This is a genomic window from Paenibacillus sp. FSL R5-0887, from assembly GCF_038002305.1.
GTDB classification, from domain to species: domain Bacteria; phylum Bacillota; class Bacilli; order Paenibacillales; family Paenibacillaceae; genus Paenibacillus_AQ; species Paenibacillus_AQ odorifer.
The window spans coordinates 1251948-1277782 of sequence record NZ_JBBOCE010000001.1; the positions used below are offsets into that span (position 1 = coordinate 1251948).

21 protein-coding genes are annotated in these 25835 nt (G+C 41.3%); all 21 read left to right on the forward strand.

Going from position 1 to position 25835, the window contains the following annotated elements:
* Nucleotides 1-29: 29 nt before the first annotated feature.
* The 21 genes from MKY14_RS05765 (at nt 30) to MKY14_RS05865 (ending at nt 25805) form a co-directional block, all read left to right on the forward strand.
* Nucleotides 30-923 carry an ABC transporter permease gene (locus MKY14_RS05765; RefSeq protein ID WP_076190487.1) on the forward strand — a complete coding sequence of 298 codons (894 nt, stop codon included), beginning with the start codon at nt 30-32 and terminating at the stop codon, nt 921-923.
* Nucleotides 924-941: 18 nt separating this feature from the next.
* Entirely contained in the window at nt 942-1805 is an 864-nt protein-coding gene (locus MKY14_RS05770) for a carbohydrate ABC transporter permease (protein WP_076125649.1), read from the forward strand.
* A gap of 171 nt (nt 1806-1976) precedes the next feature.
* The gene (locus MKY14_RS05775; protein WP_076125647.1) at nt 1977-3002 is read left to right on the forward strand and encodes a response regulator transcription factor; all 1026 of its coding nucleotides are present in this window, start codon (nt 1977-1979) and stop codon (nt 3000-3002) included.
* Complete coding sequence (locus MKY14_RS05780; protein ID WP_076125645.1) at nt 3002-4828, forward strand: cache domain-containing sensor histidine kinase; 1827 nt, start codon at nt 3002-3004, stop codon at nt 4826-4828. Before MKY14_RS05775 ends, MKY14_RS05780 begins: the two co-directional genes overlap by 1 nt.
* Nucleotides 4829-5037: 209 nt before the next feature.
* On the forward strand, nt 5038-6600 hold the full coding sequence (locus MKY14_RS05785) for an extracellular solute-binding protein (RefSeq protein ID WP_076190380.1): 1563 nt from the start codon (nt 5038-5040) through the stop codon (nt 6598-6600).
* Nucleotides 6601-6659: 59 nt separating this feature from the next.
* Complete coding sequence (locus tag MKY14_RS05790) at nt 6660-7859, forward strand: glucuronate isomerase (protein ID WP_340975976.1); 1200 nt, start codon at nt 6660-6662, stop codon at nt 7857-7859.
* 16 nt (nt 7860-7875) lie between these two features.
* Nucleotides 7876-8907 carry a glycoside hydrolase family protein gene (locus MKY14_RS05795; protein WP_340975977.1) on the forward strand — a complete coding sequence of 344 codons (1032 nt, stop codon included), beginning with the start codon at nt 7876-7878 and terminating at the stop codon, nt 8905-8907.
* Between the two features lie 47 nt (nt 8908-8954).
* Entirely contained in the window at nt 8955-10121 is a 1167-nt protein-coding gene (locus MKY14_RS05800) for a glycoside hydrolase family 88 protein (protein ID WP_340975978.1), read from the forward strand.
* Nucleotides 10115-11917 (forward strand): alpha-L-fucosidase, encoded by a 1803-nt coding sequence (locus MKY14_RS05805; RefSeq protein ID WP_340975979.1) that lies wholly within the window; start codon nt 10115-10117, stop codon nt 11915-11917. Before MKY14_RS05800 ends, MKY14_RS05805 begins: the two co-directional genes overlap by 7 nt.
* 239 nt (nt 11918-12156) lie before the next feature.
* Nucleotides 12157-12900: a metal ABC transporter ATP-binding protein gene (locus MKY14_RS05810; RefSeq protein ID WP_303047199.1), complete on the forward strand. Its 744-nt coding sequence runs from the start codon at nt 12157-12159 to the stop codon at nt 12898-12900.
* Nucleotides 12893-13735 carry a metal ABC transporter permease gene (locus tag MKY14_RS05815; protein ID WP_036677866.1) on the forward strand — a complete coding sequence of 281 codons (843 nt, stop codon included), beginning with the start codon at nt 12893-12895 and terminating at the stop codon, nt 13733-13735. The genes MKY14_RS05810 and MKY14_RS05815 overlap by 8 nt, the downstream gene beginning before the upstream one ends.
* A complete protein-coding gene (locus MKY14_RS05820) occupies nt 13732-14652 on the forward strand; it encodes a metal ABC transporter substrate-binding protein (RefSeq protein ID WP_036677864.1) in 921 nt (306 codons plus the stop codon). The genes MKY14_RS05815 and MKY14_RS05820 overlap by 4 nt, the downstream gene beginning before the upstream one ends.
* Before the next feature lie 213 nt (nt 14653-14865).
* On the forward strand, nt 14866-15756 hold the full coding sequence (locus MKY14_RS05825) for a hypothetical protein (protein WP_036677862.1): 891 nt from the start codon (nt 14866-14868) through the stop codon (nt 15754-15756).
* A 221-nt stretch (nt 15757-15977) separates the two neighbouring features.
* A complete protein-coding gene (locus MKY14_RS05830; protein WP_340975980.1) occupies nt 15978-17900 on the forward strand; it encodes a BglG family transcription antiterminator in 1923 nt (640 codons plus the stop codon).
* Nucleotides 17901-18043: 143 nt separating this feature from the next.
* Nucleotides 18044-18361 carry a PTS sugar transporter subunit IIB gene (locus tag MKY14_RS05835; protein WP_036677859.1) on the forward strand — a complete coding sequence of 106 codons (318 nt, stop codon included), beginning with the start codon at nt 18044-18046 and terminating at the stop codon, nt 18359-18361.
* A gap of 23 nt (nt 18362-18384) precedes the next feature.
* Nucleotides 18385-18708, forward strand: a complete 324-nt coding sequence (locus tag MKY14_RS05840; RefSeq protein WP_051490993.1) for a PTS lactose/cellobiose transporter subunit IIA — start codon at nt 18385-18387, stop codon at nt 18706-18708.
* Between the two features lie 59 nt (nt 18709-18767).
* Complete coding sequence (gene celB / locus MKY14_RS05845) at nt 18768-20066, forward strand: PTS cellobiose transporter subunit IIC (RefSeq protein WP_038571015.1); 1299 nt, start codon at nt 18768-18770, stop codon at nt 20064-20066.
* Between the two features lie 42 nt (nt 20067-20108).
* Nucleotides 20109-21581 carry a glycoside hydrolase family 1 protein gene (locus MKY14_RS05850; RefSeq protein WP_076278465.1) on the forward strand — a complete coding sequence of 491 codons (1473 nt, stop codon included), beginning with the start codon at nt 20109-20111 and terminating at the stop codon, nt 21579-21581.
* Nucleotides 21582-21797: 216 nt separating this feature from the next.
* Nucleotides 21798-22118 carry an ArsR/SmtB family transcription factor gene (locus tag MKY14_RS05855; protein ID WP_038571021.1) on the forward strand — a complete coding sequence of 107 codons (321 nt, stop codon included), beginning with the start codon at nt 21798-21800 and terminating at the stop codon, nt 22116-22118.
* Nucleotides 22119-22120: 2 nt separating this feature from the next.
* Nucleotides 22121-22537: an SRPBCC family protein gene (locus tag MKY14_RS05860; RefSeq protein ID WP_076184590.1), complete on the forward strand. Its 417-nt coding sequence runs from the start codon at nt 22121-22123 to the stop codon at nt 22535-22537.
* Nucleotides 22538-22640: 103 nt separating this feature from the next.
* Complete coding sequence (locus tag MKY14_RS05865; protein WP_076190373.1) at nt 22641-25805, forward strand: ATP-binding cassette domain-containing protein; 3165 nt, start codon at nt 22641-22643, stop codon at nt 25803-25805.
* Nucleotides 25806-25835 lie beyond the last annotated feature (30 nt).

Below are 25835 nucleotides of genomic sequence, written 5' to 3' on the forward strand. Positions count from 1 at the left end.
GGCCAGATCTTTCCCCATTCCAAAGACGAATGACCAATTTGCGCAAATATAAAGCGCTGTATCTCATTTCACTTCCGGGCATTATTTTTTTTATCGTATTTAAATACTTACCCTTGGCGGGATCCATCATGGCCTTTCAAAACTACAACATATTCAAAGGTTTTACAGGCAGTCCGTGGGTTGGCCTTGATCAGTTCCGGCGGATGTTCACCTATCCAGAGTTTTTGAGAATTCTTGAAAATACTATCCTGATCGGCCTATATGATATGGTCTTTGCGTTTCCGGTTCCCATAATATTCGCCCTCCTTCTTAATGAAGTGAGAAAAGCTTTCTATAAACGGATTTTGCAGACCGTCGTTTATTTGCCCCATTTTCTCTCATGGGTCATTATTGGGGGGATTATGATTGGCATTTTGTCCCCAACGACAGGTATCGTGAACCAGATCTTAAATACTTTTGGGCTCGACTCCGTTTATTTTCTGGGCGAGGACTCGTATATTCGTACCATCCTGGTTGGAACAGGCATATGGAAAGACAGTGGATGGGGAACTATTGTTTATTTAGCCGCACTCGCTGCTGTGAATCCTGAGCTGTACGAAGCGGCTCGGATTGACGGAGCAAATCGTTGGAAACAAACCTTATCTATAACGATCCCGACGATCTTGCCCACTATCATGATTATGTTCCTGCTTCATATCGGTAACTTCCTTGATTTTGGCTTTGAGCGAGTGTTTGTATTTATCAATTCGCTTAATGAGACCAATGGAGATATTCTCGATACTTATATATACCGAGTGGGTCTTATTGATCAGCAATACAGCTATACAACAGCTATAGGCCTCTTTAAATCGGTCGTCGGACTGTTGCTAGTCATGATCGGGAATACGCTTAGTAAAAAAGCATCAGGGGATGGACTTTACTAGAAAGGAGTCGAAGAGTAAATGAAAAATAAAGGTCGCCTGTTTGACGTTTTCAACTATATATTTCTGATGCTGGTCGGGTGCTTGATGGTCTTCCCTCTGCTGCATGTGCTCGCCAAATCATTTAGCAGCACTCATGCCATTAATGCAGGCGAGGTTAAGCTATTCCCTGTAGATTGGACGCTTATGAATTATCAAGTTATTCTTGGGGATACCTCCATCTGGAGAGCTTTCATGGTAAGTATATTTATTACCGTTGTCGGAACGCTTATTAATCTGATTTTAACTGCATCACTGGCCTATCCTTTATCCAGATCCGAATATTCGATGCGCAAAGGAGTTCTGATTTTAATCCTAATTACGATGATATTTCACGCTCCGCTCATACCGAACTATATGGTCATCAAAAACTTGCACTTGATCGACTCTTTATGGGTATTAATCATCCCATCGGCCATCAGTGCATATAACCTGTTCATCATGCGTTCTTTTTTCTCAGCCCTGCCTACTGAGCTGATAGACAGCGCGCGAATGGATGGAGCGGGAGAGCTGCGCACGATGTGGAGCGTCATCCTTCCTTTGTCCAAACCTGTTATGGCAACTATGGGCTTGTTCTACGCGGTATCCCATTGGAATTCTTATTCATCGGCGTTGTATTTTATCAATACACGAGCGCTTTATCCACTTCAGCTGCGGCTTCGGGAAATCGTACTGAGTAACGACCTTGGGCAAGCGGGCAGCTTATTAGAAAACGTAAATGAGGTATCTCCGGCAGGTGTGCAAATGGCAGTTATTGTCGTCTCCGTCATACCGATTATTATCGTGTATCCGTTTCTGCAAAAGTATTTTATCAAAGGGATGTTAATCGGATCTATTAAGTCTTAAATCAATCAGCTTGCATCATCCTTTAAAAGAAACAGCCATCTGCTTATCAAAATATGGTAAGATATAATCCAAACTCAAAAATGGAAGCGTTGCCAAATATCGCAACTTCAAATCAATTTCATACCACAAGACAACTGATTCTGATTCCATTCCGGAAGGGATTTGATACAAGTGCGAGTATTGATTGTAGAAGATGAGCCTGTCATTCAAAAAGGATTGGTGAAGATGGTCCAGCGTTATCCGGTCTCATTCACCGCGATTTATACAGCCGACGACGGCGAAGCAGCCTTAGAAACGATCCAAAAGGTAGAACCGCATTTAGTGCTGACAGATTTGCGCATGAAGCGGATGGATGGCCTTGATTTATGTGAACGAATTCACCGTGATTACAGTCATGTCCAGGTGGCAGTCATTTCCGGGTACAATGACTTTCAATATGCACAACGAGCAATGGCCTATGGCGTTAAACGGTATTTACTGAAGCCGGTTCTCCAGCAGGATGTGCATGATATGCTGAGAGAACTGATATCCGGCATGACAGGCAGCATTATTCCTGTTCATAAATACGTGGATTGGGCCGAACAGCTGGAACAACACATCTGGCTGCTGCAACGTGATGAGACAAACCGTCTGCTTGATGAAAGAGAAACATCGGGTTTATTTGAAGGATTGAACGTCTTTAGCATGGATGCAGTGCTGAATGATTGTCTGCAAATGATCGTAGATCGCTTGGAACGCCGAGGCTGGAAGCCTCCGTCCCGGTGCTGTGGAGATGTGAAAGCCGCCAATACGAAAAAAGAAACGATGTTAGCATTTGTCGCGATAATAAACGGTATACTTGCGGAGCTGCAGCTTACTCGCAAAGGCAACTATAAGGACCCGGTTGAAGAAGCAAAAGCTTTCATTGATAAACATCTGGCTGAGGATGTGTCGTTAGAAGAAGTAGCCAAACGGGTGGGACTTGCCCGCACCTACTTCAGCGCATTATTCAAAAAAATGACGGGGGAAACCTTCGTACACTATCGGATCCGGAGACGAATGGAGGAAGCGCGCAGACTTCTTGCCGTACCCACCATGACAATCAGTGACATCTCGATTCATGTAGGTTACGAGGATTATCCTCATTTTACGAAGACATTTAAAAATCTCGTGGGTGTGTCACCTTCGGAATACCGTGCTTCGTTTGGCATTGAATAATGAGAGCAACCCTCAGCCGGAAGCTGCTATTTTATTTTACCATTGTCATCTTACTTTCCCTGTCAGCGCTGGGGATTTCCTTTTACAGCATTTCTGCCAAGCAATTGCAGTCAAGCACTGAAAACCAAATGATTCAGATCGTAAATAATGCAGTTCATCATACCAATCTCTATATTTCATCCTATCAACGGTCGACCGTGGCGCTACTAACGGATTTGAGAGTTAAAAGATATATTGATCTATCAGCAGATCGTGAGGAATATGAAAATTACCGCTACACGACCGATATTCGCGATGCTATTGTTGAACCTGTATGGATTCGCAATCCCGAGATTGAAGCCCTATATATTATCGGGTATTCCGGGAATGCGCTTTATTATTATAATGGCGGTTCAGCGCCATCTTTTACACAGGAAGACACCGCTAGACAGATCCGGTATTTCAAAGAACATACAGATGTCAGTGGACAGTTGAATGTAATCAATTACAGTATCCGTGGGGATCAAACGCCGATGTTGACCTTAATCCGCAGCATTCGCGGTCTTCAGTCACCAGAGATGAAAGGATTCGTAGGCATCGAAGTCAAAGCGGAGGAGCTCTCTACGTTATGGAAAGGAATCGATCTTGGTCCCGAAAGCTATTTTTTTATTGTAGATGGCGAAGGCAGGATTCAATATCATAACGATCAAAACAAAGTAGGGACGTTGATTCCCGATAGTCTTGGCAAGCAAATTGAGCAAGCAGGAGAGGCGATGTTCCGCAGTTCGGCAGAGGGCGTGGAAAAATCTTATATCAGCCGTAATGCAGAATATTCCGGTTGGCATCTGGTTGTATCCATCCCAGACACTCAGCTGCAAAAGCCGCTAATTACCATCCGGAATTATATTATTGTTGTCGCGATTTTGACATTTATGATAGCGCTGTTTCTGGCAAGCCGATTTGGTAAGTCCGTTACTACACCCATCCGTATACTGATGAAAGGAATGAGCCAGACCGAAAAAGGGAATTGGGAATTAATCTCCCTTCCGAAAAGCCAGGATGAGGTCACTGGGCTTATCGTTCGTTACAATCTGATGGTAACCCGCCTGTCAGAGCTTGTGGACACCGTGTATCAGTCAGAACTGAAGAACAAGGAAATGGAAGCTGAGCGGCAGAAGGCCGAATTCCAATCCTTACAGCTGCAGATCAACCCTCATTTTTTATACAATACGCTCGAAACGGTGGTCTGCTATGCAGTAATTCAGGATTCAGATGAAATATCAGAAATCGTCGGAGCCCTGTCCTACATGCTGCATTATTCGGTGCGCACCAATCTTGAAGAGATAACCGTAGCAAATGAGCTGAAGCATGTCATCCATTATATGGTCATTATCAATCACCGGATCGGAAGGCCGTTTGAAATCGATGTGCGGATAAAGCCTGAAATGCTTCTGCGCAAAATGGTTCGCTTGACCTTACAGCCACTTGTGGAAAATGTGTTCCAGCACGCCTTTCGTTATGGTGTTGAAGATTATCACACAATTACGATTGATGCTGGAGAGGATGGCGATATCTTCTGGGTCAGCATTACGGATAATGGCAGCGGGATGACCCCGGAGCGGCTTGAAGAACTTCGCCTCAAACTGAGCGAAAATCGACTCGCCGATGTGGAGGAAGGGAAAGGAAGCCCAGGCGGCATCGGTGTGCAAAATGTTCATCGCCGGATTCAGCTTGTCTTCGGAGAAGAATTCGGCGTTGACGTAGAAAGCAGTCCAGAATGCGGAACACGCATGATCATGAGAATGCCGATTTCCGGAAGGAAGGAACATCAAGTGCTTAACGCATAGGCGTTACTCGCCGAAGAGAACGAGGATCAAAAGGCTGTCCTGAGGTCCGAGCCGCGGACTTTTGGGGATGGCCTTTTTTTAAAACGATAACCGATCACAAAAAAACACATCCCACAATAATCCACCCCATGGGAGTGCTGTTGATACAGCTTTATGATGGGTACAGGTAAACCAAATACCTTTTTATACTAATAAGGGGGATTATCCAGATGAAAAAATGGGTTAGTCTGATCCTATCCACGGCGCTTGTCTCAAGTCTCGTCGCAGGATGCGGAAGCAATGAAACATCGGACGGTAACGTCGATGCAGCAGGCGAATCAAAACCGCTTAAATTTAGTATTTCGTTAAACACAAGCGGAAACGCTTACACGGAAAGTTCTAAAGACATTAACACCGATAAGTGGGTCAAGGAGTTAGAGAAACGGGCGAATGTCGATTTAGACATTAAGTTAATTCCTTTGAAGGACTTTGATTCCAAAATGGCTGTTATGTTTGCCGGCGGTGATATCCCGGATGTGGTTCAAAATGTCGGAGGGGCTACGGATAAATCGATGGCTGGGTCGGTTCAGGCTGGTGTTTTTATGCCGCTGGATGATCTGCTGAAGGAGAATGCACCCAACCTGATGAAGGTTGTCCCGCAGGAAGCATGGGATGAAGTCAGCTACGACGGAAAAATATATGGCATTCCGACTTGGCTCAGCAATCCGTCTCGACGTGCTACCTTTATCCGAACTGATTTATTGGAGAAAACTGGCCTTCCGGTACCTGTAACGATTGAGGATTTCTTGAATGTGCTGCGCGCTTTTAAGAAACTCGGTGTGAGCGCTCCTTATCAGATGCGTGAGAACTTCAAGTATGCAGATATCGCATTTGGTGCATATGACGCGCTTGGCTATCAGTTTACAGAGGACAATGGAGAGATCGTACCCAAATTTTATAATTCCGAGAATATGGAAAAAGCACTGAACGTATACAAAACGATGTATGACGAAGGCCTCATTCAGAAGGATTTTGCGACAATCCAAACGGCACAGTATGGTGAAAATATTGCTGCAGGCAATGCAGGGATCTGGACAGCTAATGCGCAGAATCTCCTGGATTTCCGGACCCAGATCGCCGCGTCCAATCCGGAAGCGAAAGTGGATATTATCTCGTCGCCAACCGGTGACCATGGACAAAAAGGATACGGCTTGTATAGTTCGGTCAATACCTCACTGTATATCAACAATAAAGTCAGTAAAGAAAAGGCTGCCCGGATTATCCAAATGTTTGAATGGATGCAGACCCCGGAAGCCAGTAATTTCTATAGCTTTGGGATTGAAGGCGAGAATTACACGGTAAAAGACGGAAAAGTTGATTATAAGCTGCCAGAGAACAAGGCTGCCCAAGATGAAGAGAAATTCCGCACACAGCTGCGCTGGGTAGGGGACGGAACAATCAACCGCGAACGAACTGAGCTGCTTACGGGTGGTAAAGATGTTTTGAAAGCATTGGATGAAACTCTGAGTAAAGAAGGCTTAGGGGGCATCGGATTTGTACCTGATCTGGAGTCTTTCAGCAAATTCCCTGATCTAGCCTCCAAACGTCCCGATCAGGCACCAAAACTGATCATAGACCATATGGTCAAAATGATTTATGGCAAAGAACCGATTAGTGATTTCCCAAAAGTCATCGAGGAATATAAGCAAAAGGGCGGCGAAGAAATCTTAAAAGAAGCAACAGAACGCTACAAAAATAATGAGGGAATCCTTAATCAGCAAAGCCGGAAATAGATAGATTCTCAGGAAGCCTCTTCATTCGAAGGGCTTCCTGCCAGTTAGGAGGGAGAACAATGAGTCAAACTGCTCTGTGTGATGAAATCATGCGTCTGCCTGTAATCGATACACATACCCATCTCGTCGGCGATAAGCTAAACGCGGCTGACTTCTGGGAAATCGCCGATTATTTCTGGTTGAACCAAGAGCTTCAGTCAGCAGGATATCCGGCGGATGCGGACCAACTTTCGAAAGAGAAGCGGACTGACTCTTTTGTTAGAGCTTACCACGCTTCCCGTAATACGATGATGAATCGTGCTTTTACAGCAATCATGAAAGATTTGTACGGTATCTCCATCACTGATTCAGAGTCGGTGTTCAAAGCGGATATAACGGTTAAACAGAAAAGTAACGATCCCGGCTGGGCGCAAAACGTAGCTGACCGCCTGCATGTGCAGCGGTTTATTGTAAACCGCCCGGAGCATGCCAACTTTGCACACATGAGAGAAAATGCTCTACTGATTCCTCGAATTGACTCCTGGCTGCCTGAGCTGGCAAAGGATATTACAGATGCCTCTGATCCCAGCCGGGAAGCGGCTTATACTCAAGCGAAAAAGTTTATTAGCGAGCAGTTGCACTCATATCAGACGATGGGCTGTCCGGGAATCATGACTACGTTGCCAGCCTTTGAAGCCAATGCTCATGATGTTTACAATCTTAGCAGCGTAACTGAACCGGATGAAATCATGATGCTGCTCCTTCATCATATCTGTTCGGAACTGCAAGTAAGAGGAATGTTCTTGCAGCTGTTTCTCGGCGTCGAACGCAGATGGTGTAATACATCGGCTGCGCCAGTTAACGATCCGCTACGGATTGTTAAACTGTATGGTTTGTTTGAACGGTATTCCATTCCGTTTGAGCTGGTGGTGGCTTCAGAATTAAATAACCTGGATATTGTGCAGGCTGCATGGAATTTCCCTAACGTTCATGTAGGTGGGATGTGGTGGTATAACTTCAGACCCAGTACTTATTTGCAGAGCATGCAGTATCGGTTGGAGGCACTCGCCCCGCTCAAGTGTTCGCTCATTGTCTCGGATGCGCGCTGTATCGAATGGACATATGGCAAGCTGCTGATCGTTAAAAAAATACTTGCGCGCTTTTTGGAAAGTCAAATAGCGGAAGGCTGGATCAGCCGGGAGGAGGCGCTGAATATTGCGGCGGAATGGCTACATGGCAGTGCTGCTAAACGTTATGGACTAACAGATGTAAAGCAATAAGCCGTGGAGGGAGAAAATGACTTTTTCATTGATGGACCGAATGTTGCCTGCTCCTTTGAACGGAGGGTTCCGCATGGAGGATTGGTGGGTGTGGTGCGGATCAGCTGTGCGTGGCGAGGATGGGCGTTTTCATTTATTTGCATCCCGTTGGCCGAAGTGGCTGCCGATGCATCCGGGATGGTTACTCCGCTCAGAAATTGTCCGCGCATCTGCCGATAACGCGGAAGGACCTTATACGTACGAAGAAACCGTACTACCCGCAAGGGGAGCGGAATACTGGGACGGACGAAGCACCCATAATCCGCATATCCTTCGTTATGGTGATAAGTATCTGTTGTATTATATGGGTTCCACTCATCCATTCGCTGAGCCGCAGCCTAATGAAACAGTGGAACTTGACGACTATCGGGTGATTGCCGCTCGTGCCAACAAACGTGTTGGCTTAGCTATAGCCGACAGTGTATTCGGACCATGGATAAGGATGGACGCACCTATTCTGCCTACACGTCCGGGCAGGCTCGACAGCTTTCTCACATCCAATCCGGCTCCTTGTATCCGCGAAGATGGCTCCTTGCTATTGGTATATAAAGCCCGCAAATACGAGGGCAATTCCTATGGACAGATGACGCTTGGCATTGCCGGTTCATCTAAGGACGAAGGGCCATATAAAGTAATTAACAACGCACCGCTGTTTCCACCAGAGCGGTCTCATATTGAAGATCCATTTATCTGGCGGACCACGGACGGGTACCAAATGATCGCCAAGGATATGGATGGCCGGATATGTGGAGAAAAGCACGGTGGGATATTTGCATCATCTACGGATGGAACCGACTGGCAGCTGGCTGATTCAACGCAATCGTATTCCCGGCGGGTACTCTGGGAGGACGGCACAGAGCAGTGGATGGGCAGCTTTGAACGTCCGTTCCTATTATTTCAAGAAGGGGTCCCTACCCATTTATTCGCTGCAGTAGCAGATGGACCGGGAGGGTTTCGAAATGCGAAGCACACTTGGAATATGGTAATTCCACTACGGACAACGCTTTAAGAAATTAAATTTCATAAATATCATCAGTGTTTACAGGAGGAACTAAAATGAGTGAAGTTATACCAACTCAACAAACTCGCGGACTGGTAATTTCGGAGTCTACTCTGGAATGGGCGGATGGCGCTTGGCAACAAATTGTAAATAAAGTGGAAAAGACTAGTAAGCGAATTGGTGTTAGTTTTCCGCATGCTTCCGTGAGCGGAGTATACGACAACATGCGTCCATCGTGGTGGACAGCAGGGTTCTGGCCGGGTATTTTGTGGCAGATTGCCGCAGAAGGTAATCATCCGGCGCTGCAAGAAATCGCCGAGCAAATTGAAGAGAAATTGGATGAACCTCTTTATGCCCTTACCGTACATCATGATGCTGGTTTTATATGGACACTCTCAGCTTTGGCCAATTACCGAGTGACTGGTAATGAACGCTCCAAGCAGCGCGGGTTGATGGCTGCTGCTCAACTGGCCAGCCGCTTTAACCTGAAAGGGTCATTTATCAGAGCCTGGCATGACACGGAGAAGATAAACCGGGCGGGATGGTCCATCATTGATACTGTAATGAATCTGCCCTTACTATACTGGGCATCGGAAGTTACAGAGGATCCGCGTTTCCGGCATATCGCCGCTGCGCATGCGGAAACGGTAGTTGAGCATTTTTTACGTCCGGATGGATCAAGTTATCATATTCTGGAGTTCAACCCGGAATCAGGCGAAAAAATCGGCGCTATGGCCGGCCAAGGTTATGCGGAAGAATCCGCTTGGGCACGGGGCAGCGCATGGATGATTTACGGTCTTACTTTGTCTTTTCACTATACCAGAGAGAATAAGTTTCTAACGGGAGCTAAAAGAGCTGCGCACTTCTTCTTAGCTAATCTTCCGGAGGATCATGTACCTCACTGGGATTTCAGGGCACCTGATGCAGGCGAAAAGCCGCGTGATACCTCTGCTGGTGCATGTGCGGCATGTGGCTTGATTGAGCTGGCAAAGATCGTACCACAGGCGGAAGCCTCTTTTTACCTACGAGCCGCAGAACAAATCGTTCGCTCACTTTATGAGAATTATGGGACTTGGGACATTCCGGAAGAGGAGGGCTTGATTCTTTCTGGAACATCCAATCTTCCAGGGGGTGTGCACATTGATACGCCACTGATATATGGCGATTATTTCTTCGTCGAGGCTGTATCTAAACTCCGCGGAGCCGTTCTTCAGTTATGGTAAGGAACGGAAAAACAACAGAAAACCTTCTCGATGATCCGTATAGTATACAGTCGGTCGAAACTCCGATAGATAACGAGCAGGCTCGGCGTATGGAATGGTGGCAGGAAGCCAGGCTCGGCTTGTTTATTCACTGGGGCCCTTATGCCCTGCCTGCGGGTGAATGGAAGGGAAAAGAAATACAAGCTTCTTACAGTGAGCATATTATGCTACGCGCGAAGATCCCAGTGGCTGAATATGAGGAAATGGCCGCAGCGTTCAATCCATCAGCTTTTGATGCAATGAAGTGGGTGCGGACTGCCAAGCGTGCTGGCCTAAAATATATCATCTTTACAGCTAAACATCACGACGGCTTCGCGATGTATGACTCAAGTGTATCCGAATATTCGATCGTCAAGCACACCTCATTGGGCCGTGATCCCCTTCGGGAACTAATGGAGGCATGTCGTGCGGAAAAAATGGTACTCGGAATTTACTACTCTCATGCGATGGATTGGCATGATCCAGACTCTCAAGGGAATACCTGGGATTATCCACTGAATATCGGCGCTTACGATGACGTTCAAACGTGGATAAATGATACCGATAAACGCACACGCTTTGAACGATATTTGCACAGCAAATCAATCCCTCAAGTCCGTGAGCTGCTGACGGACTACGGCAAAGTTGGTTTAATTTGGTTTGATTGCGGAGGCAAACTGACCCGTGAGCAAGGAGAAGCGTTTTTGGCGGCGGTTCATGCAATTCAGCCAGAATGTTTGGTCAATAGCAGAGTATGGAAAGCACCACTTGGAGATTATTCAAATACATCTGATAATCAACTTACGACTCGTAACCTTGGTAAGTACTGGGAGAATATTATTACGTTAAACGACTCATGGGGGTATAAGAGATCCGATCACCATTGGAAATCCCCTGTAACTATCATCCGCCAGATCATCGATGTTGTAAGTAAAAATGGAAATCTGGTAATCAATATCGGCCCAACAGCAACAGGGGAATGGGATCCGGTATCCGAATCCATTTTGCTTGATGTAGGAGATTGGTTAAATACCAATGGGGATAGCATTTACGGTGCTGGAGAATCGCCCACAGCCAAACCGTCATGGGGCAGATGCACTCTGAAAGGAAACACATTATATCTGCATGTTTTCGATCTTAAGAAGAGAAATAAGCTAATCGTCCCCGGTCTGAAGACCGCTGTTCAAAAGGTATTTGCTTTAGATGGAGGGGAGGAGCTGATTTTCACAAAGCTATCTGAGCAGGATCTGGAAGTCGAACTCCCCAGCTTACCGAACTTTGCCGAAAATTCTAACAACATGCCGCTGGTCATCGCAATTGTCTGTGCAGAACCTGTAGAAGGTAATCCAATCCGATTATTGGAATTTGGAGAAGATACCTTACAAGAATTAGGGGTATTTGAAAGTGAGATCGTTGGTCCAACCCTCCGTTACGATACAGGAAAAAAAGACCATGATAATCTGTTGGACTGGAAGGATAGAGAGGATACCGCAATTTGGCATGTCCGGACATTAGGTCCGGTAAGATTTCAGGTTAGTATCGAATATCGCAGCGAAGAAGGAGAGAATGGTGGTGGCGGAGTCTACCTCATCAAGGCAGCGGATCAAATTTTACAAGCTAAAGTTCATTCTACTGATGGGGTTAGTAATTTTCAAAGCTTTCAAGTAGGTGAGCTGTATTTCCCCACGGCAGGAGAATATACGATTCAATTGCAGGCAGAGCGTATTACAGGGGGTTATTTGATGCAGCCTAGATGTTTAAAACTACTGCAACTATGAGATTTTTATATTGAAATAATGCAAAAGAACTCAAATCACTTGGGTTCTTTTTTTTTGTTGATTTAAGGAATGTTGTTGACATATTGCCCTCGGGTAAATATATTGTATATAAGAATAAAAGTTTACCTAGGGAAACAAATTGAATCAAAGGAATCATTGTTTCTATTGGGAAATAAATTAACAGGATGAACAGAACAGTGCTACATATGAACTTAACAGAGATAAGGAGTTTTTTTATGATTGAAATCAGAAACCTAAACGTAGATTATTTCGGTAATTCTGCACTAGAAAATGTAAATATTGATATCCCCTTTGGGTATACAATCGGAATTATCGGACCAAATGGTGCGGGGAAATCTACATTCATCAAGTCATTGTTAGAGGTGATAAAGAAGAGAACAGGATCAGTTATGGTGGAGGGAAAAGATGTTTCTGAGTACAAACGGAAGATCGCATATGTGCCGCAAAAGAATGACATTGATCTTTCTTTTCCAATCACGGTAAGGGATACAGTGCTGACTGGAACTTACCCTAATTTGCGAATCTTCCAGCGTCCCGGAAAAACAGAGCGGCAAAGAGTCGAGGAATGTATGGCGATGGTGGATATAAGTGATCTTGCGAATAAACAAATCAGCAATCTGTCCGGGGGACAACTCCAAAGAGTTTTTATCGCCAGGGCACTTGCACAACAAGCAAATGTATTTTTTTTAGATGAACCTTTTGTAGGCATAGATTTAGTCAGTGAGAAAATCATTGTAAAGCTGCTAAAACAACTTCGCGAAGAAGGAAAAACCATACTCATCGTTCATCACGATTTGCATGAGGTCGAAGAATATTTTGACAAAGTCATCATTCTCAATAAGAAATTAATTGCTTTTGGTGACGTTAAAGACACCTTTACGCCAGAGAATATCCTCAGCGCCTATGGTGCCTCCTTAGGTAATCTGGTGATCAAAGGGATGGGGGCGACAGATCATGATTGATTATTTCTCAGGAGTATTAAACATTCCGATATATGCACTTAACGCGGGATTATCTGCTATCATTCTTGGAATTGTATCAGGGGTTTTAGGAAGCTTTATTGTACTTAGAAAGATGTCATTAATGGGAGATGCGTTATCACATGCGGTGTTACCCGGGGTGGCGTTATCTTATATCTTAGGAATCAACATTCTTCTTGGAGCTTCACTATTTGGACTATTAGCAGCGGTTCTCATTCAATTTATTACAAGTCGCAGCAATATTAAAAGTGACACCTCTATCGGCATTATTCTCAGCTCATTTTTTGCGCTAGGTATCGTCCTAATTACTTTTGCCAAAAGCGGGCTTGATCTAACTCACATTCTGTTTGGTAATATTCTTGCCGTCCCACAGTCGGAGTTAATGCAATCCTTTATTATTATGATTGTTGTTATTGCCATCATTTCATTGCTATATAAAGAGCTTTTAATGAGTTCGTTTGATCCGGTTGTTTCCAAAGCCTATGGGTTAAAAACAGGGTTCTATCATTATTTATTGATGATGCTCCTATCTGTGGTTACCGTATCTTCGTTATCTCAAGTAGGAATTGTGCTTGTGATTGCAATGCTGGTTATTCCGGCTGCTACATCCTATCTCTGGACGAATAAGCTGTTCCACATGATTATCCTGGCTTCTACAATTGGCGCTGTATCAGGGATTATAGGTGTAATTGTAAGCTTTAAATTCAATTTACCTACAAGTGCCACGATTGTTCTGGTCGGCGTAAGCATGTTCGGAATTTCATTTATAATCTCACCCAAAAATAATTTTTTCAGGAAAGGGTTGAAACAAGGATGAAGACCATAAAAATACTCTCTTTGACAATGTTTATCGTACTTCTTACCGCATGCTCAAAGATTAGTGAAGGAGATGCAGACCATGATAAGCTGCAGATTGTTGCAACGTACTCCATTATCGCTGATATGACCGAAAACATTGTAGGGGAGAAAGCTGAAGTTTACAGTATGGTACCCATCGGAACAGATCCGCATATGTACGATCCATTACCCAAGGATACAAGTAAGGTTTCTAGCGCAGATTTAGTGTTTTATAACGGTTTGAACCTAGAAACAGGTAAGGGGTGGTTTCAAGATCTTCTAGATGTGACTAATAAAAAGGATGTTGCTTTTGCAGTCTCAGATGAAGTATCTCCAATGTACCTAACAGAAAAAGGAAAAGAAACACAGGTAGATCCTCATGCCTGGCTGGATATTCAGAATTCAATAAAATATGTAGATATCATCACAAAACGTGTAATCGAAAAAGATCCCGACAACAAAGAATTTTATCTTAATAATCAATCGGAATATGTTAAGAAACTGAATGAATTGGATCAATATGCAAAAGAAGCGGTCGAAAAAATTCCACAAGAGAAACGTATCCTTGTTACCAGCGAAGGAGCATTCAAATATTTTTCCAAAGCTTACGGATTTGAATCAGCTTTTATCTGGGAGATCAATACGGATAGTCAAGGAACGCCTGAACAAATGAAAAACATAATTAAGATCATTGATGAAAATCAAGTGCCTGCATTATTTCTGGAAACTAGCGTAAATCCAAAAACAATGGAAACTATCGCAAATGAAACGGGAGTACCGATACACTCTAAGATTTTCACCGATTCTTTAGCTAAGAAAGGCGAAGAGGGCGACACATACATTAAGATGATCAAATGGAATATTGATAAAGTTATAGAAGGTTTATCTCAATCCTAAATGCCGGCTCCAAGCCTATATTAACCGACCTAAGATTCAGTTTTTTAGCTGATGATTATGTCGGTTTTTTATTGAATAAAATCTACATTCGAGCCTCGAAATATTACGTTTACGCCATGGGATAACCTGCTACAGGAAATATCTTCTTGTCTACTTTTCAAAAAAATCTTGGTAAGGTAGAGGCTAACACTTAATAAGAGGTGAAGAGTTGTCATGATTAAGAAACACTGTTTGTTCTGTGATGAGATTGTTTCCATTGAACCAGAAGGCGATAACGATAGATATATAGGCTGTTCTTGTTCACCAGGCGGGTTTTATAGTCTACGTAGAGACAGCTACGAACCCATTAATTCGCTCCCGCATCAAAAGAAACGCGACATGCTTCATGTAGTATCTGCTTACATACGTGAGCTGACTGATTGTGATGAAAAGATCACTATATCTGCTGATGATTTAGAGTCCATTGTAAATTCACCCAAAATACCTGTGAGCATTGAAGATAAAGGAAACCGTCTACTGCAATATTTATATAGACATTCTGAAGGCCCGGGGGAAGCGGTTGTCATTCAACCCCTCTCTAGCAGCTATAACTTGACGTATTCTCCCAATCTGCAAGAGCTGGTATACATCATAGACAAGTTGATAAGTGATCAGCTTCTGATCAGGGAAGGCATGACCTTTAAGCTTACTGAAACCGGCTGGAATGAAGCTGCGGAAAGCGCTGGAGGTAAAAAACTAAAACCTTGTCTCGTGCTCGTGTCGGATGAAGAAAATTTGTCTACAACATGGCTGGAGAAGTTATTGCCCAAAATAGAACAGTGTGGTTTCCTGCCGCGCTTATTAACACATACGAAAACTCAAAACGGCGAAAAATACGAGTTGGATCAAATCGCAGAAAGCAAACTGATTATCGCAGATTTAACGGGGCAATCCCCAGAGGTGTATTTTTCAGCGGGATATGCACTTGGTTTAAACATACCCGTACTATGGACCGTAAACAGTATTGAGGCGGATAAACTTTTTGTACAGCTTAAGGATATTCGTCCTATTGTGTGGGATTCAGCAGAAGAGCTAGCAATTATACTGCAGCAGAAGTTGAGTTAACCCGCAAATTTCTTGCCATGACTCGTCAAACGAAGCTGAAATTTAAACAGGTGTCTTCTTAAATGAGGACGCCTGTTTCGTATGTTACTGTAAGAACACTATCAAATTTTCTTAGGAAGTGATATTGTAACCGATATAAAAAAATGAGCAAATGTATGTAAATGTATGCTTCAGTTAATATTAGCTCATATTCATACTCTGGATAAGAAAGAGGGATACAATTGTTTTCAAAACGGCAAAAAGAAATACTTTTATACTTAATTAATTCTAATCAACCTGTCACAGCTGCATGGATTTCTAAGGAACTGAATGTTAGCGATCGAACGATCCGTAATGATTTGAAAGAGTTACAAAATATATCCGCCATAGTAGGACTAAAAATAGAGTTAATTCGTGGGAAGGGCTTCGTTGTAAGAGTCTTCGATAAAGATATATTTTCCCAAAAATTAAATGAGTTAACTAATGATAAAATCAATCCTTCTACAGTAGACTTTTCTGAACAAGATAATAGGGTTCTTTATTTGTTGAGTCGGTTTTTATTAGAAAATAAGTATATCAAGTTGGCCACTATTGAAGATGAGATGTTTGTATCTAAATCGACAATCCAAAACGATCTAAAAGAAGTGCGTAAGATACTGGAAAAATACAACCTGAATTTAGTTAATCGGCCTCATTATGGCCTGTTTATAGAGGGCGATGAATTTAAGAAACGAATATGTTTGTCTAATTTTTTATACAAAAGAGAAGAAAACTCCGATCCAACTTTCGATAACTTTACTTTGTTTGACAAAGAGGTATACACGAAAATCAAAGAAATAATCATCGGCAAAGTAAATAAATACAAAATTGAGATTTCAGATATTTCCTTGGAAAACCTCGCTATTCACTTAATAATAGCTTGTAAACGTATCGAAGAGGGATTTTTAATCGAACAACCGTCGGTAAATCTTATGGAAGAGTATCCTTTTGAAAAAATTGTTGCCCATGAAATTGTTAAAGACATTGAAGATTTCACAGATCTGCTCTTTTCCGATTCAGAGATTAATTATATTATCATCCATTTGGTTGGAACAAAATTGCTGCCGAAAGAAAATCTAACGGAGTACAGTAAGTTCGATGAAGTGGACTCCATTGTCAGCTGTATTTTGAAAAGTTTACAAACTGAGTTGAATTGGGATTTTGGCCATGACCATGAATTTATTCAAGCCCTGACCCTTCACATTAGGCCTGCGATGAATAGATTAAGATACAACATGAATTTTAGAAATCCTCTGTTAAATGATATTAAGACGAGTTTTCCAGCCGCATTCGAAGGAGCACTTATTGCGAGTAAATGTATTAACTACTATTTGGATTCAGAAGTTGGAGAACATGAAGTTGCTTACATTGCCTTGCACATTGGGGTTGCTTTAGAAAGAATGAAAAATAAAAACAAAAAAATAAAACGAGTTATTCTTGTATGTGCGTCTGGTGTTGGAAGTGCCAAATTACTTTATTACCGATTGATCAATTCATTTGAGAATCTATTGCAGATTGTAGACACAATTAGTTTTTACAAATTAGCAGAAACGAACCTATCCTCGATTGATTTTATTATCAGTACAGTTCCGATCAATGAAGATATAGGTATTCCCGTCTATGTTGTAAATACCTTTCTAGAAGCTAAAGACCTCAAAAGAATCAAGGAAGTCTTACTGTCTTCAGAACAGGTGGCAGAAACTCATTCTTACCTTGACACATCTAGAGTATTCGTGAAAAAAGAATTTACCACAAAGGAAAGTGTGATTCATTTTTTAAGCAATGAGCTAACAAAACAAGGACTTGTACCAGAGCATTATGAATCCTTAGTAGTTGAAAGAGAGTCCTATGCACCCACTAGTTTTGGAAATCTTGTCGCTGTTCCACATCCTTCACTTCCTGTTACCTCGGAAACCTTTTGGACAATCTGTACGTTAAAACGTCCTATTCGTTGGAATGATAAGCAAATGGTGCAATTAATTTGTTTATTAAACATTAAAGAAGGAAACAATGTCGACCTAGATAAAATGTATAAAAAGCTAGGATCATTGATAGAGGATAAAGAGATTGTTGTGCAGATCCTTGCTAAGGACTCTGTGGAAGAAATTATACAATTACTAAACTAGAGTGAGTGAGAAATTAGGTACTGCCTTACTATTTGCAATGTAACCGTTTCCTGTTGATTTGGAAAAAGGTTAGCTTAAAAAGAAAGCGATTTAAGTTTACACTAAAGGTGTTCAATAAATGATAATTTTAGGGGGAAGTCAATATGAATACAATTATGTTAGTGTGTTCAGCAGGAATGAGTACAAGCCTTTTAGTAACAAAAATGCAGAAGGTTGTTGAAGAAAAAGGGTTGGATGTCGATGTTTTTGCTAAATCAGCATCTGAAATTGATATTACTTTGCAAGAGAAAAAGGTTGATGTCTTATTGTTAGGACCTCAGGTGAAATATATGAAAAAGCAATTAGAAACAAGATTAGCAGATAAAAACATTCCTATAGAAGCTATTGATATGTTGAATTACGGAATGATGAACGGTGAAAAAGTACTTGAACAAGCCTTGCAATTAATTGAAAGTAAATAGAGATAAGAGAGGAGTAGAGAGAAATGGTAGATGAAGTGAAAGAGGAATACTATACTGTGGCTTTTAACATTATCAGTAATGTAGGCGCAGCTAAAAGCTTAGTAATGGAGGCGCTTTACGCAGCCAAAGAGGGAGAATTTAAAGAGGCACAAGAAAAATTAGAAGAATCAAAGCAATTTTTTAGAGAAGGTCATAAAATGCATAAATCATTAATCAAAAGAGAAGCAAATGGCGAACAGCTTCAATTCTCACTGATCCTTATGCATGCTGAAGACCAACTAATGAGTGTAGAGACCATTTCTTTACTTGTTACGGAAATCATTGAACTTTATAAGCTTTCAAAATAGGATCAAAAAGAAGTGGCATCGCAATAAGAAAATACTTCTTCGGGAGCGTGCAAGAAACTATGGATAAAATAACGAAATTTTTAGAAGATAAGGTAATGCCAGTTGCAGGTAAAATCTCTGGTCAGCGGCATTTACAAGCGCTTCGCGATGCAATGGTTTTAACTATCCCGTTTATTATTATCGGTTCCATTTTTTTAATCTTAGCAAACCTGCCAATTCCAGCCTATTTAGATTTCTTGGTCGCCCATCCAAATATCAAAACAGCCTTACTATATCCGTACAATGGTACATTTAACCTTGTCGCATTAGTTGCAACATTTGCCGTGGGATACAGACTAGCAGAGAGCTATAAAGTGGATCCGCTTTCTTCAGGGGCTGTGGCATTATGTTCATATTTTGTAGTCACTCCATCAACTTCTTTCACAGTAGATGATGTTGTCACAAAAGCAATGAACGTGAATTATTTTTCGAGTCAAGGTTTATTTGTAGGATTGTTAACCGCAATCTTCGCAACAGAAATATATCGCAGAATCGTACAAAAAAATATAGTTATTAAAATGCCGGATGGTGTGCCGCCAACAGTTGCTAAATCCTTTACAGCGATTATTCCTGGTTTCTTTGTTATCGTGAGTGTCTGGGGAGTTCGCCTACTTGTTGAGAACTTTACTGGTTTTGATAACGTGCATACCATTGTTGCCAAGCTTCTTCAACAACCATTAACCACTGTTGGAACAAGCTTAGCGGGAACAATTGTTGTGTTCTTGTTAATCAACTTATTATGGGCAATCGGATTACATGGTTCCACCATTGTAGGTTCTGTCATGTTGCCTATCTGGTTGCAATTGACCTCAGAAAATGCTGCAGCCTACGCAGCGGGTTCACCCGTCCATAATATTGTTACAGCAGAATTCAGATATCTTATCTTTATCGGTGGATCTGGTGCAACTCTAGGACTAACGATTGCTATGTTATTCTTTGCGAAGAGCAAACAGCTGAAACAAATGGGTCGACTGACGATTGGACCAGGACTATTTAATATCAATGAGCCGTTAATCTTTGGGATGCCTATCGTATTAAACCCAATGATGTTAATCCCATTTCTTATAACACCGATTGTTACTGTTTTGATAACCTATCTCTCCATGGATTTTGGATTAGTAGCGTTGCCAATAGGTGTACTGCCTCCGGGAACAATGCCATTAATTATCGGCGGATATTTGATGACAGGTAGTATCTCGGGAATGATCTTACAAATTGTACTGTTTGCAGTAGCGTTTATTATTTACTATCCGTTCTTTAGAATAATGGATAATCAAAAATATAAAGAAGAACAAGATGCCCTTATCCAACAGGTTTAATCCGTAGCATATGTTTTATTTAACAACAAGGAGGGTTTACACATGTTTGAATTGAAAACGACATTTCCAGAAAACTTTTTATGGGGAGGAGCAGCAGCTGCCAATCAACTAGAAGGAGCAAGTAATGTTGGCGGTAAAGGGCTTTCTCTAGCAGATGTATATATTTTTGACGAAAACACCCCTAAAAAAAACTGGTCTGACCAGTGGCACCTCATGACTCATAAACAAATAGAAGAAGCACAAGATCCCGCAAGTGAAAAGTATTATCCCAAAAGACATGGGGTGGATTTTTATCACCACTATAAAGAAGATATTGCTTTATTGGCCGAAATGGGTTTTAAAGCCTTCCGTATGTCCATTGCTTGGACTCGTATTTTTCCAAATGGGGATGAATTAATCCCTAATGAAGAAGGTCTTGCATTTTATGATCGTGTGTTTGATGAATTGAACAAATATGGAATTGAGCCTATTGTTACTTTATCCCATTATGAAATGCCACTTCATCTAACAACTAAGTATGGAGGTTGGGTGAACCGGAAAGTTATAGATTTCTTTGTTCGCTATGCAACCACTGTAGCTGAAAGATACAAGCATAAAGTGAAATATTGGATGACTTTTAATGAAATTAACTGTGTAGTACACCACCAATATGTAAGTTTAGGGGTTATCGAAGAAAATCACCCGAATATTGAACAAGCAATGTTTCAAGGAGCGCATCATCAATTTGTCGCAAGTGCACTTGCAACCAAAGCGTGTAAAGAAAGTAATCCTCAAGCAATGGTTGGATGTATGGTTAGTTATCAACTTCTTGTTCCTTATAGCTGTGATCCTGACGACGTTCAAGCCACAGTTGATAAACAACGTACCTCTTTATTCTTTACTGATGTTCAAGCGAGAGGTTACTATCCGGCTTACACCGCTCGAATGTTTGCAGAAAAAAATATAGTTCTGAAAACAGAGCCCGAGGATGAACAAATCATGAAAGACTATCCAGTGGATTATGTATCCTTTAGCTACTATATGTCTGGTGCAGTCAGTGCACATCCAGAAAAGATAGAAGGCGCTGAAGGGAATTTGCTTACAGGCGGAGTGAAAAATCCTTATTTACCATCGAGTGATTGGGGTTGGCAGATTGATCCTAAGGGTTTACGAACTGCAATAAACCAATTGTATGACCTCTATCAAAAGCCGGTACTTGTTGCAGAGAATGGCCTAGGTGCCTTAGACGTATTACAAGAAGGCGATGTTATAGAGGATGATTACCGAATTGATTATTTAAAAGAACATATTAAGCAAATAAAAGAAGCCATTGCAGATGGTGTAGATGTAATGGGCTACACAAGCTGGGGTTGCATAGATATGGTGAGTGCAGGAACAAATCAAATGTCCAAACGTTATGGTTACATTTATGTGGACCAAGATGATATGGGCAGAGGTACAAAACGTCGTATAAAGAAAAAATCATTTTATTGGTACAAAAATGTTATCGCTACTAATGGAGAACAATTAGATTAATTATTAAAGCGTACAACGAAATGATTTATCTGGAGGCATTATCAAAAGCAGTCCTAAGCTGGACTTGCTTTTGGTAATGCTTTTTTTACTGAATTGTTGACATGTGACCATTTGGTGTCTTATAATCAATTAGACACCAAATGGTGTCCTATTAGGTAATAATGATGGATACTAGGTGACATTACAGGAAATATTACGGAAAAGGTGGGGGTGGTTGTGAGCGACAATAGTCAAGTGAGGGATGTTTATGACGCTGTTGCGGATCCAACAAGACGAAAACTTCTTCAAATTCTGGCTGATGTTGATGAATTACCTCTGTATGAGATAACGATTCATTTTGAAATGGGTCGTACAGCCGTTTCGAAGCATTTAAATATACTTAAAGATGCTGGTCTCGTAATTGCTCGGAAGGTTGGCAGAGAGACGAGGTATCGGTTGAATGCCAATCCTTTGAAAGAAATTCAAGATTGGGTATCTTTTTATGAAGGATTCTGGAAACAAAGAATTGATAAATTAAAACTTATATTGGAGGAATAACTATGAAACCAGATGTATCATTAGATTTTCAATTTACAAGTTCGATCGAGAAGGTATGGAATGCTTTAACGGATTCGGATACGCTTGCGAAATGGATCTGGAGTAATGATTTTAAACCCGTCGTTGGTCATAAATTTCAATTCCGTGCTGAGCCAAATGAATGGTGGGATGGAATTGTAGATAGCGAAGTACTCGTCGTGGATGAGCCGCATACGTTATCTTATACTTGGAATAGTGCGGGAGAAAGTACTACTGTTACTTGGACTGTGAGTCAAGATTCAGAGGGGAAGGTTAACCTCCATCTAGATCAATCAGGATTTAGTGAGGAGACGAAAGCCCGCCAAGGAGCTATCGAAGGTGCTAAATATGCTTGGACAAATATGGGTGGTCAGCTCGAAAAGGCATTAGCAGAATTGTAATTTCAAGAATAGGGCGCTTTTCTGGAATAAGGAAAGTGCCCTTTTTAATGGAATAAATCATGGCAATACTAGATGAAGAGAATGGAGATGAGATGAGCTTACTATGAAAATAAATCAATTAATTGCGAACAATATTAACAGATTAGAAACGGTACTGCCAGTTGATGAGTCGTTAGGAATTGCTGGTTTGTCTGGATCTGGTAAAACAACTTTTTGTCAAACGATTGGGGAAGAATCAAAAAAACGTCTCGTTTCCTTACTGCCAAAAGCTGAATACCAGTATTTATTCCCCAATATTATGGAGACTAATTTCAGTGCGATCAAAATGGAAGCAATGCCACTTGTTCTTTTTCTTGGTAGATCATCCATATCTTCAAATCCTCGGTCAACCATTGGCACACATACAGGTGTGTTTACTGAAATCCGTGTCACTCTTGCTGAACAATATAATCTCTCTCCAGAGGTTTTTTCATTTAATAATGAGTTGGGTTGGTGTCCTGATTGTAAGGGGCGTGGAACTACAAAAAATGTCGAGTGTAAAAAGTGTCAGGGGAAACGCTATAATCAAGCAGCTGAACAATATAAAATTGAATTATTGGATCAAGCAAAGAGTATTTCTGATCTAAACGACTTAAGTATAGAGACCATTTTATCACAGGCAGATATTCTAAAAATAAGTGAAGGTAAACAACAAATTCTGAAAAATATAATCAATATGAATATTGGTTATTTAACATTAAATCGTATTATGGGTACATTATCAGGCGGAGAATTAACACGACTTTACCTGGCAGAATTCATGGCAACAAGTGAAAATACCGTGATTATCATTGATGAAATCTCCGTGGGTCTCGATCACCAAACGCTATTGAAGATTTTAGCGGAGATTAAACAATTGGGATATAAAAATCAAATTTGGCTCATTGACCATTCTGACACGGTGCTGGACACAGCGGATAAACACTTGTTCTTTGGACCTGGCAGTGGCAAATACGGCGGGAAAATAGTTGAGGAATCACCACGTCCTGAGCCCATCAATAGAGAACTAAATCAGGCAGCACCTGCAGAATATTATCAATTTCATGATCTTTATTGTCGTAATATTCAAATGGCCGAAATTCAGATTCCTCAAAATAGACTGGTAACTTTTACAGGTGAGTCCGGATGTGGTAAATCTACACTGGTTAATGAATGTATGGTCAAAGATTTTCTAAAGCGTTATTCCAAAGATAAGCTGGTGATCGTAGGGCAAGATCGAAATCAGTCGATTACCAGTCGCTCGACCGTTGCCACTTTTCTTGATATTAAAAGGAAACTCACAAAGTACAGTGAGGATATTGATGATATTTTTGAGCGCTCGATTGAAGATATTATTGTTGAACTGCCAAATGAGGACATTGCTCATAAAAGACTAAGCTTATTGATCAAGCTTGGACTTGGTTATTTGACGTTGGAGCGAAAAACACAGTCCTTATCCACGGGTGAATTTCAATGTGTCCATTTAGTTTCTGAGCTGTTTGCGGGCTCAAGAAATCCACATACACTTTTTATTTTTGACGAGCCTTCCAAAGGTTTATCACAAAATATTTTAAATCAATTCATTGACAGCATTAGGGACATTCTGCAGGATGAATATGTCTCCATAATCATGATTGAACATAATTCCTATATGTTAGAGAACTCTGATTTTATCGTTGATTTTGGCAAAAGACAGCTTGCACCTGTGGAGCATCTTGATGTTCTCAGTCATGATGATTATTATCGTCAACAAAATCCTGCTGATAGTGTGGCACCTGCGCACATTTCTTCAACACTCCAGCTACAAAATGGAATTGACTATTTAAAAGAAGGTCAGATCCCCTATTTTAAAAATGCAGAGAACATCTATAAAGGTGGCATCTTAAAAAGCTTATCCTCCATGGCCCGCCTGATTTATGGTGAATATGAATCGGATACGATTGCGCCTGTCATCGCCATTGATCTGGAACGACACTTGTATAGTCAGTTTACTTTCCTTTATGAAATGGGTGGCTTGATCAACCATATTGTGGCAGCGCATCCCACTAATAAAGATACAAAAAGCTTTGATTTCTATCAATCAGACAATCATTGTCCAAGCTGTAAGGGCCGCCGTGTGATTGAAGAATTTGACTTTGATATTGTTCTTCAGGACAAGAACGTACCCTTTTGGGACGGTTCATTACATCCAGATGCGATGGAGATTCTGAAATTCTATCAATTACCAAAAATAAAATTCATCTTTGATGAGTTAAAGAATGAGCTCGGACAGGATATTAGCAAAAGTTATAATGAGATGACAGAAGCTGAAAAACACACCTTTTTATACGGGTATTGGGAAAAGTCCTTCTATGATAAAGCAGCTAAAGCCTCGAGAACTTGGGATGGCTTTAATACCATTATCGGGAACTATATGGTTATCTCGAAATCGATTATTAAAGAGCATATTAAAGCATCCAAAAAAATGATTACCTGTCCAATTTGTCAAGGAACGGTATTAAATCATCATAAAAAGCTTAAATACGGCGACACTGATATTCGTGAGATTATCGGGATGCCCCTTGATCAAGTTATTAGCACTGTTGGCGAATTACAGGTACTAGAAAAAATGAAAGCCATCGTGGGCGGCGATATGGTTTTGACAGAAGAGGTCTCTCTATTACCTAGGGAAACACAAGTCGCTCTAAAAATGCTTGAACTAGAGTTAGGAAGTTTTGCGCAATATGAAATGGTGTTACAAAATGCCATGCCATTCTGGGACAGCATTAGCGGCAGTATCGAAACCATCAGCAGGAAAAACCGGATTACGATCTGTGATTTTGCCAATATCCACGAAACAAGAGAAAATATCATAGATAAGTATTTCACTAATGGAAAATATAAAAAGCTGACTTATGTCTATGAAGCGTTTGGTTACAAAAAAATCGTCACCTTAATTAATAAGGTTAAAGCAAGCCATCCCTGTCCATTCTGTAAAGGGAAAAAAGTTATTTCGGAAGATGGACTTCATGATGGCGTATATAAATTAACGATTCCCTGTGTGAGTTGTTATGCCAGTGGAATCAATGATGAAGGGCGTAAGGAAGTCGTTGAAGGTATAGATGTTCAAACTTGGCTAACGGGTAAAGTAAGTGACGTTATTTCTGAAAGCTTAAATATTGAAGCTGTTGCTGATATTCCAATTTTCAATCGTATTCGTGAGTTGAATAAACAAGAGATGATGGCAGTTTACCAATTTCTTGAGCAATAAAGTTTAGTTTTCTCAAAAAGACGATATAGA

Excerpts from the sequence above, each read along its gene's own strand:
- MKY14_RS05765 (WP_076190487.1), top strand. The coding sequence starts at position 30 with ATGACCAATTTGCGCAAATATAAAGCGCTGTATCTCATTTCACTTCCG.
- MKY14_RS05770 (WP_076125649.1), top strand. The coding sequence starts at position 942 with ATGAAAAATAAAGGTCGCCTGTTTGACGTTTTCAACTATATATTTCTG.
- MKY14_RS05780 (WP_076125645.1), top strand. The coding sequence starts at position 3,002 with ATGAGAGCAACCCTCAGCCGGAAGCTGCTATTTTATTTTACCATTGTC.
- MKY14_RS05785 (WP_076190380.1), top strand. The coding sequence starts at position 5,038 with ATGAAAAAATGGGTTAGTCTGATCCTATCCACGGCGCTTGTCTCAAGT.
- MKY14_RS05790 (WP_340975976.1), top strand. The coding sequence starts at position 6,660 with ATGAGTCAAACTGCTCTGTGTGATGAAATCATGCGTCTGCCTGTAATC.
- MKY14_RS05795 (WP_340975977.1), top strand. The coding sequence starts at position 7,876 with ATGACTTTTTCATTGATGGACCGAATGTTGCCTGCTCCTTTGAACGGA.
- MKY14_RS05800 (WP_340975978.1), top strand. The coding sequence starts at position 8,955 with ATGAGTGAAGTTATACCAACTCAACAAACTCGCGGACTGGTAATTTCG.
- MKY14_RS05805 (WP_340975979.1), top strand. The coding sequence starts at position 10,115 with ATGGTAAGGAACGGAAAAACAACAGAAAACCTTCTCGATGATCCGTAT.
- MKY14_RS05815 (WP_036677866.1), top strand. The coding sequence starts at position 12,893 with ATGATTGATTATTTCTCAGGAGTATTAAACATTCCGATATATGCACTT.
- MKY14_RS05820 (WP_036677864.1), top strand. The coding sequence starts at position 13,732 with ATGAAGACCATAAAAATACTCTCTTTGACAATGTTTATCGTACTTCTT.
- MKY14_RS05825 (WP_036677862.1), top strand. The coding sequence starts at position 14,866 with ATGATTAAGAAACACTGTTTGTTCTGTGATGAGATTGTTTCCATTGAA.
- MKY14_RS05835 (WP_036677859.1), top strand. The coding sequence starts at position 18,044 with ATGAATACAATTATGTTAGTGTGTTCAGCAGGAATGAGTACAAGCCTT.
- MKY14_RS05840 (WP_051490993.1), top strand. The coding sequence starts at position 18,385 with ATGGTAGATGAAGTGAAAGAGGAATACTATACTGTGGCTTTTAACATT.
- celB (WP_038571015.1), top strand. The coding sequence starts at position 18,768 with ATGGATAAAATAACGAAATTTTTAGAAGATAAGGTAATGCCAGTTGCA.
- MKY14_RS05850 (WP_076278465.1), top strand. The coding sequence starts at position 20,109 with ATGTTTGAATTGAAAACGACATTTCCAGAAAACTTTTTATGGGGAGGA.
- MKY14_RS05860 (WP_076184590.1), top strand. The coding sequence starts at position 22,121 with ATGAAACCAGATGTATCATTAGATTTTCAATTTACAAGTTCGATCGAG.
- MKY14_RS05865 (WP_076190373.1), top strand. The coding sequence starts at position 22,641 with ATGAAAATAAATCAATTAATTGCGAACAATATTAACAGATTAGAAACG.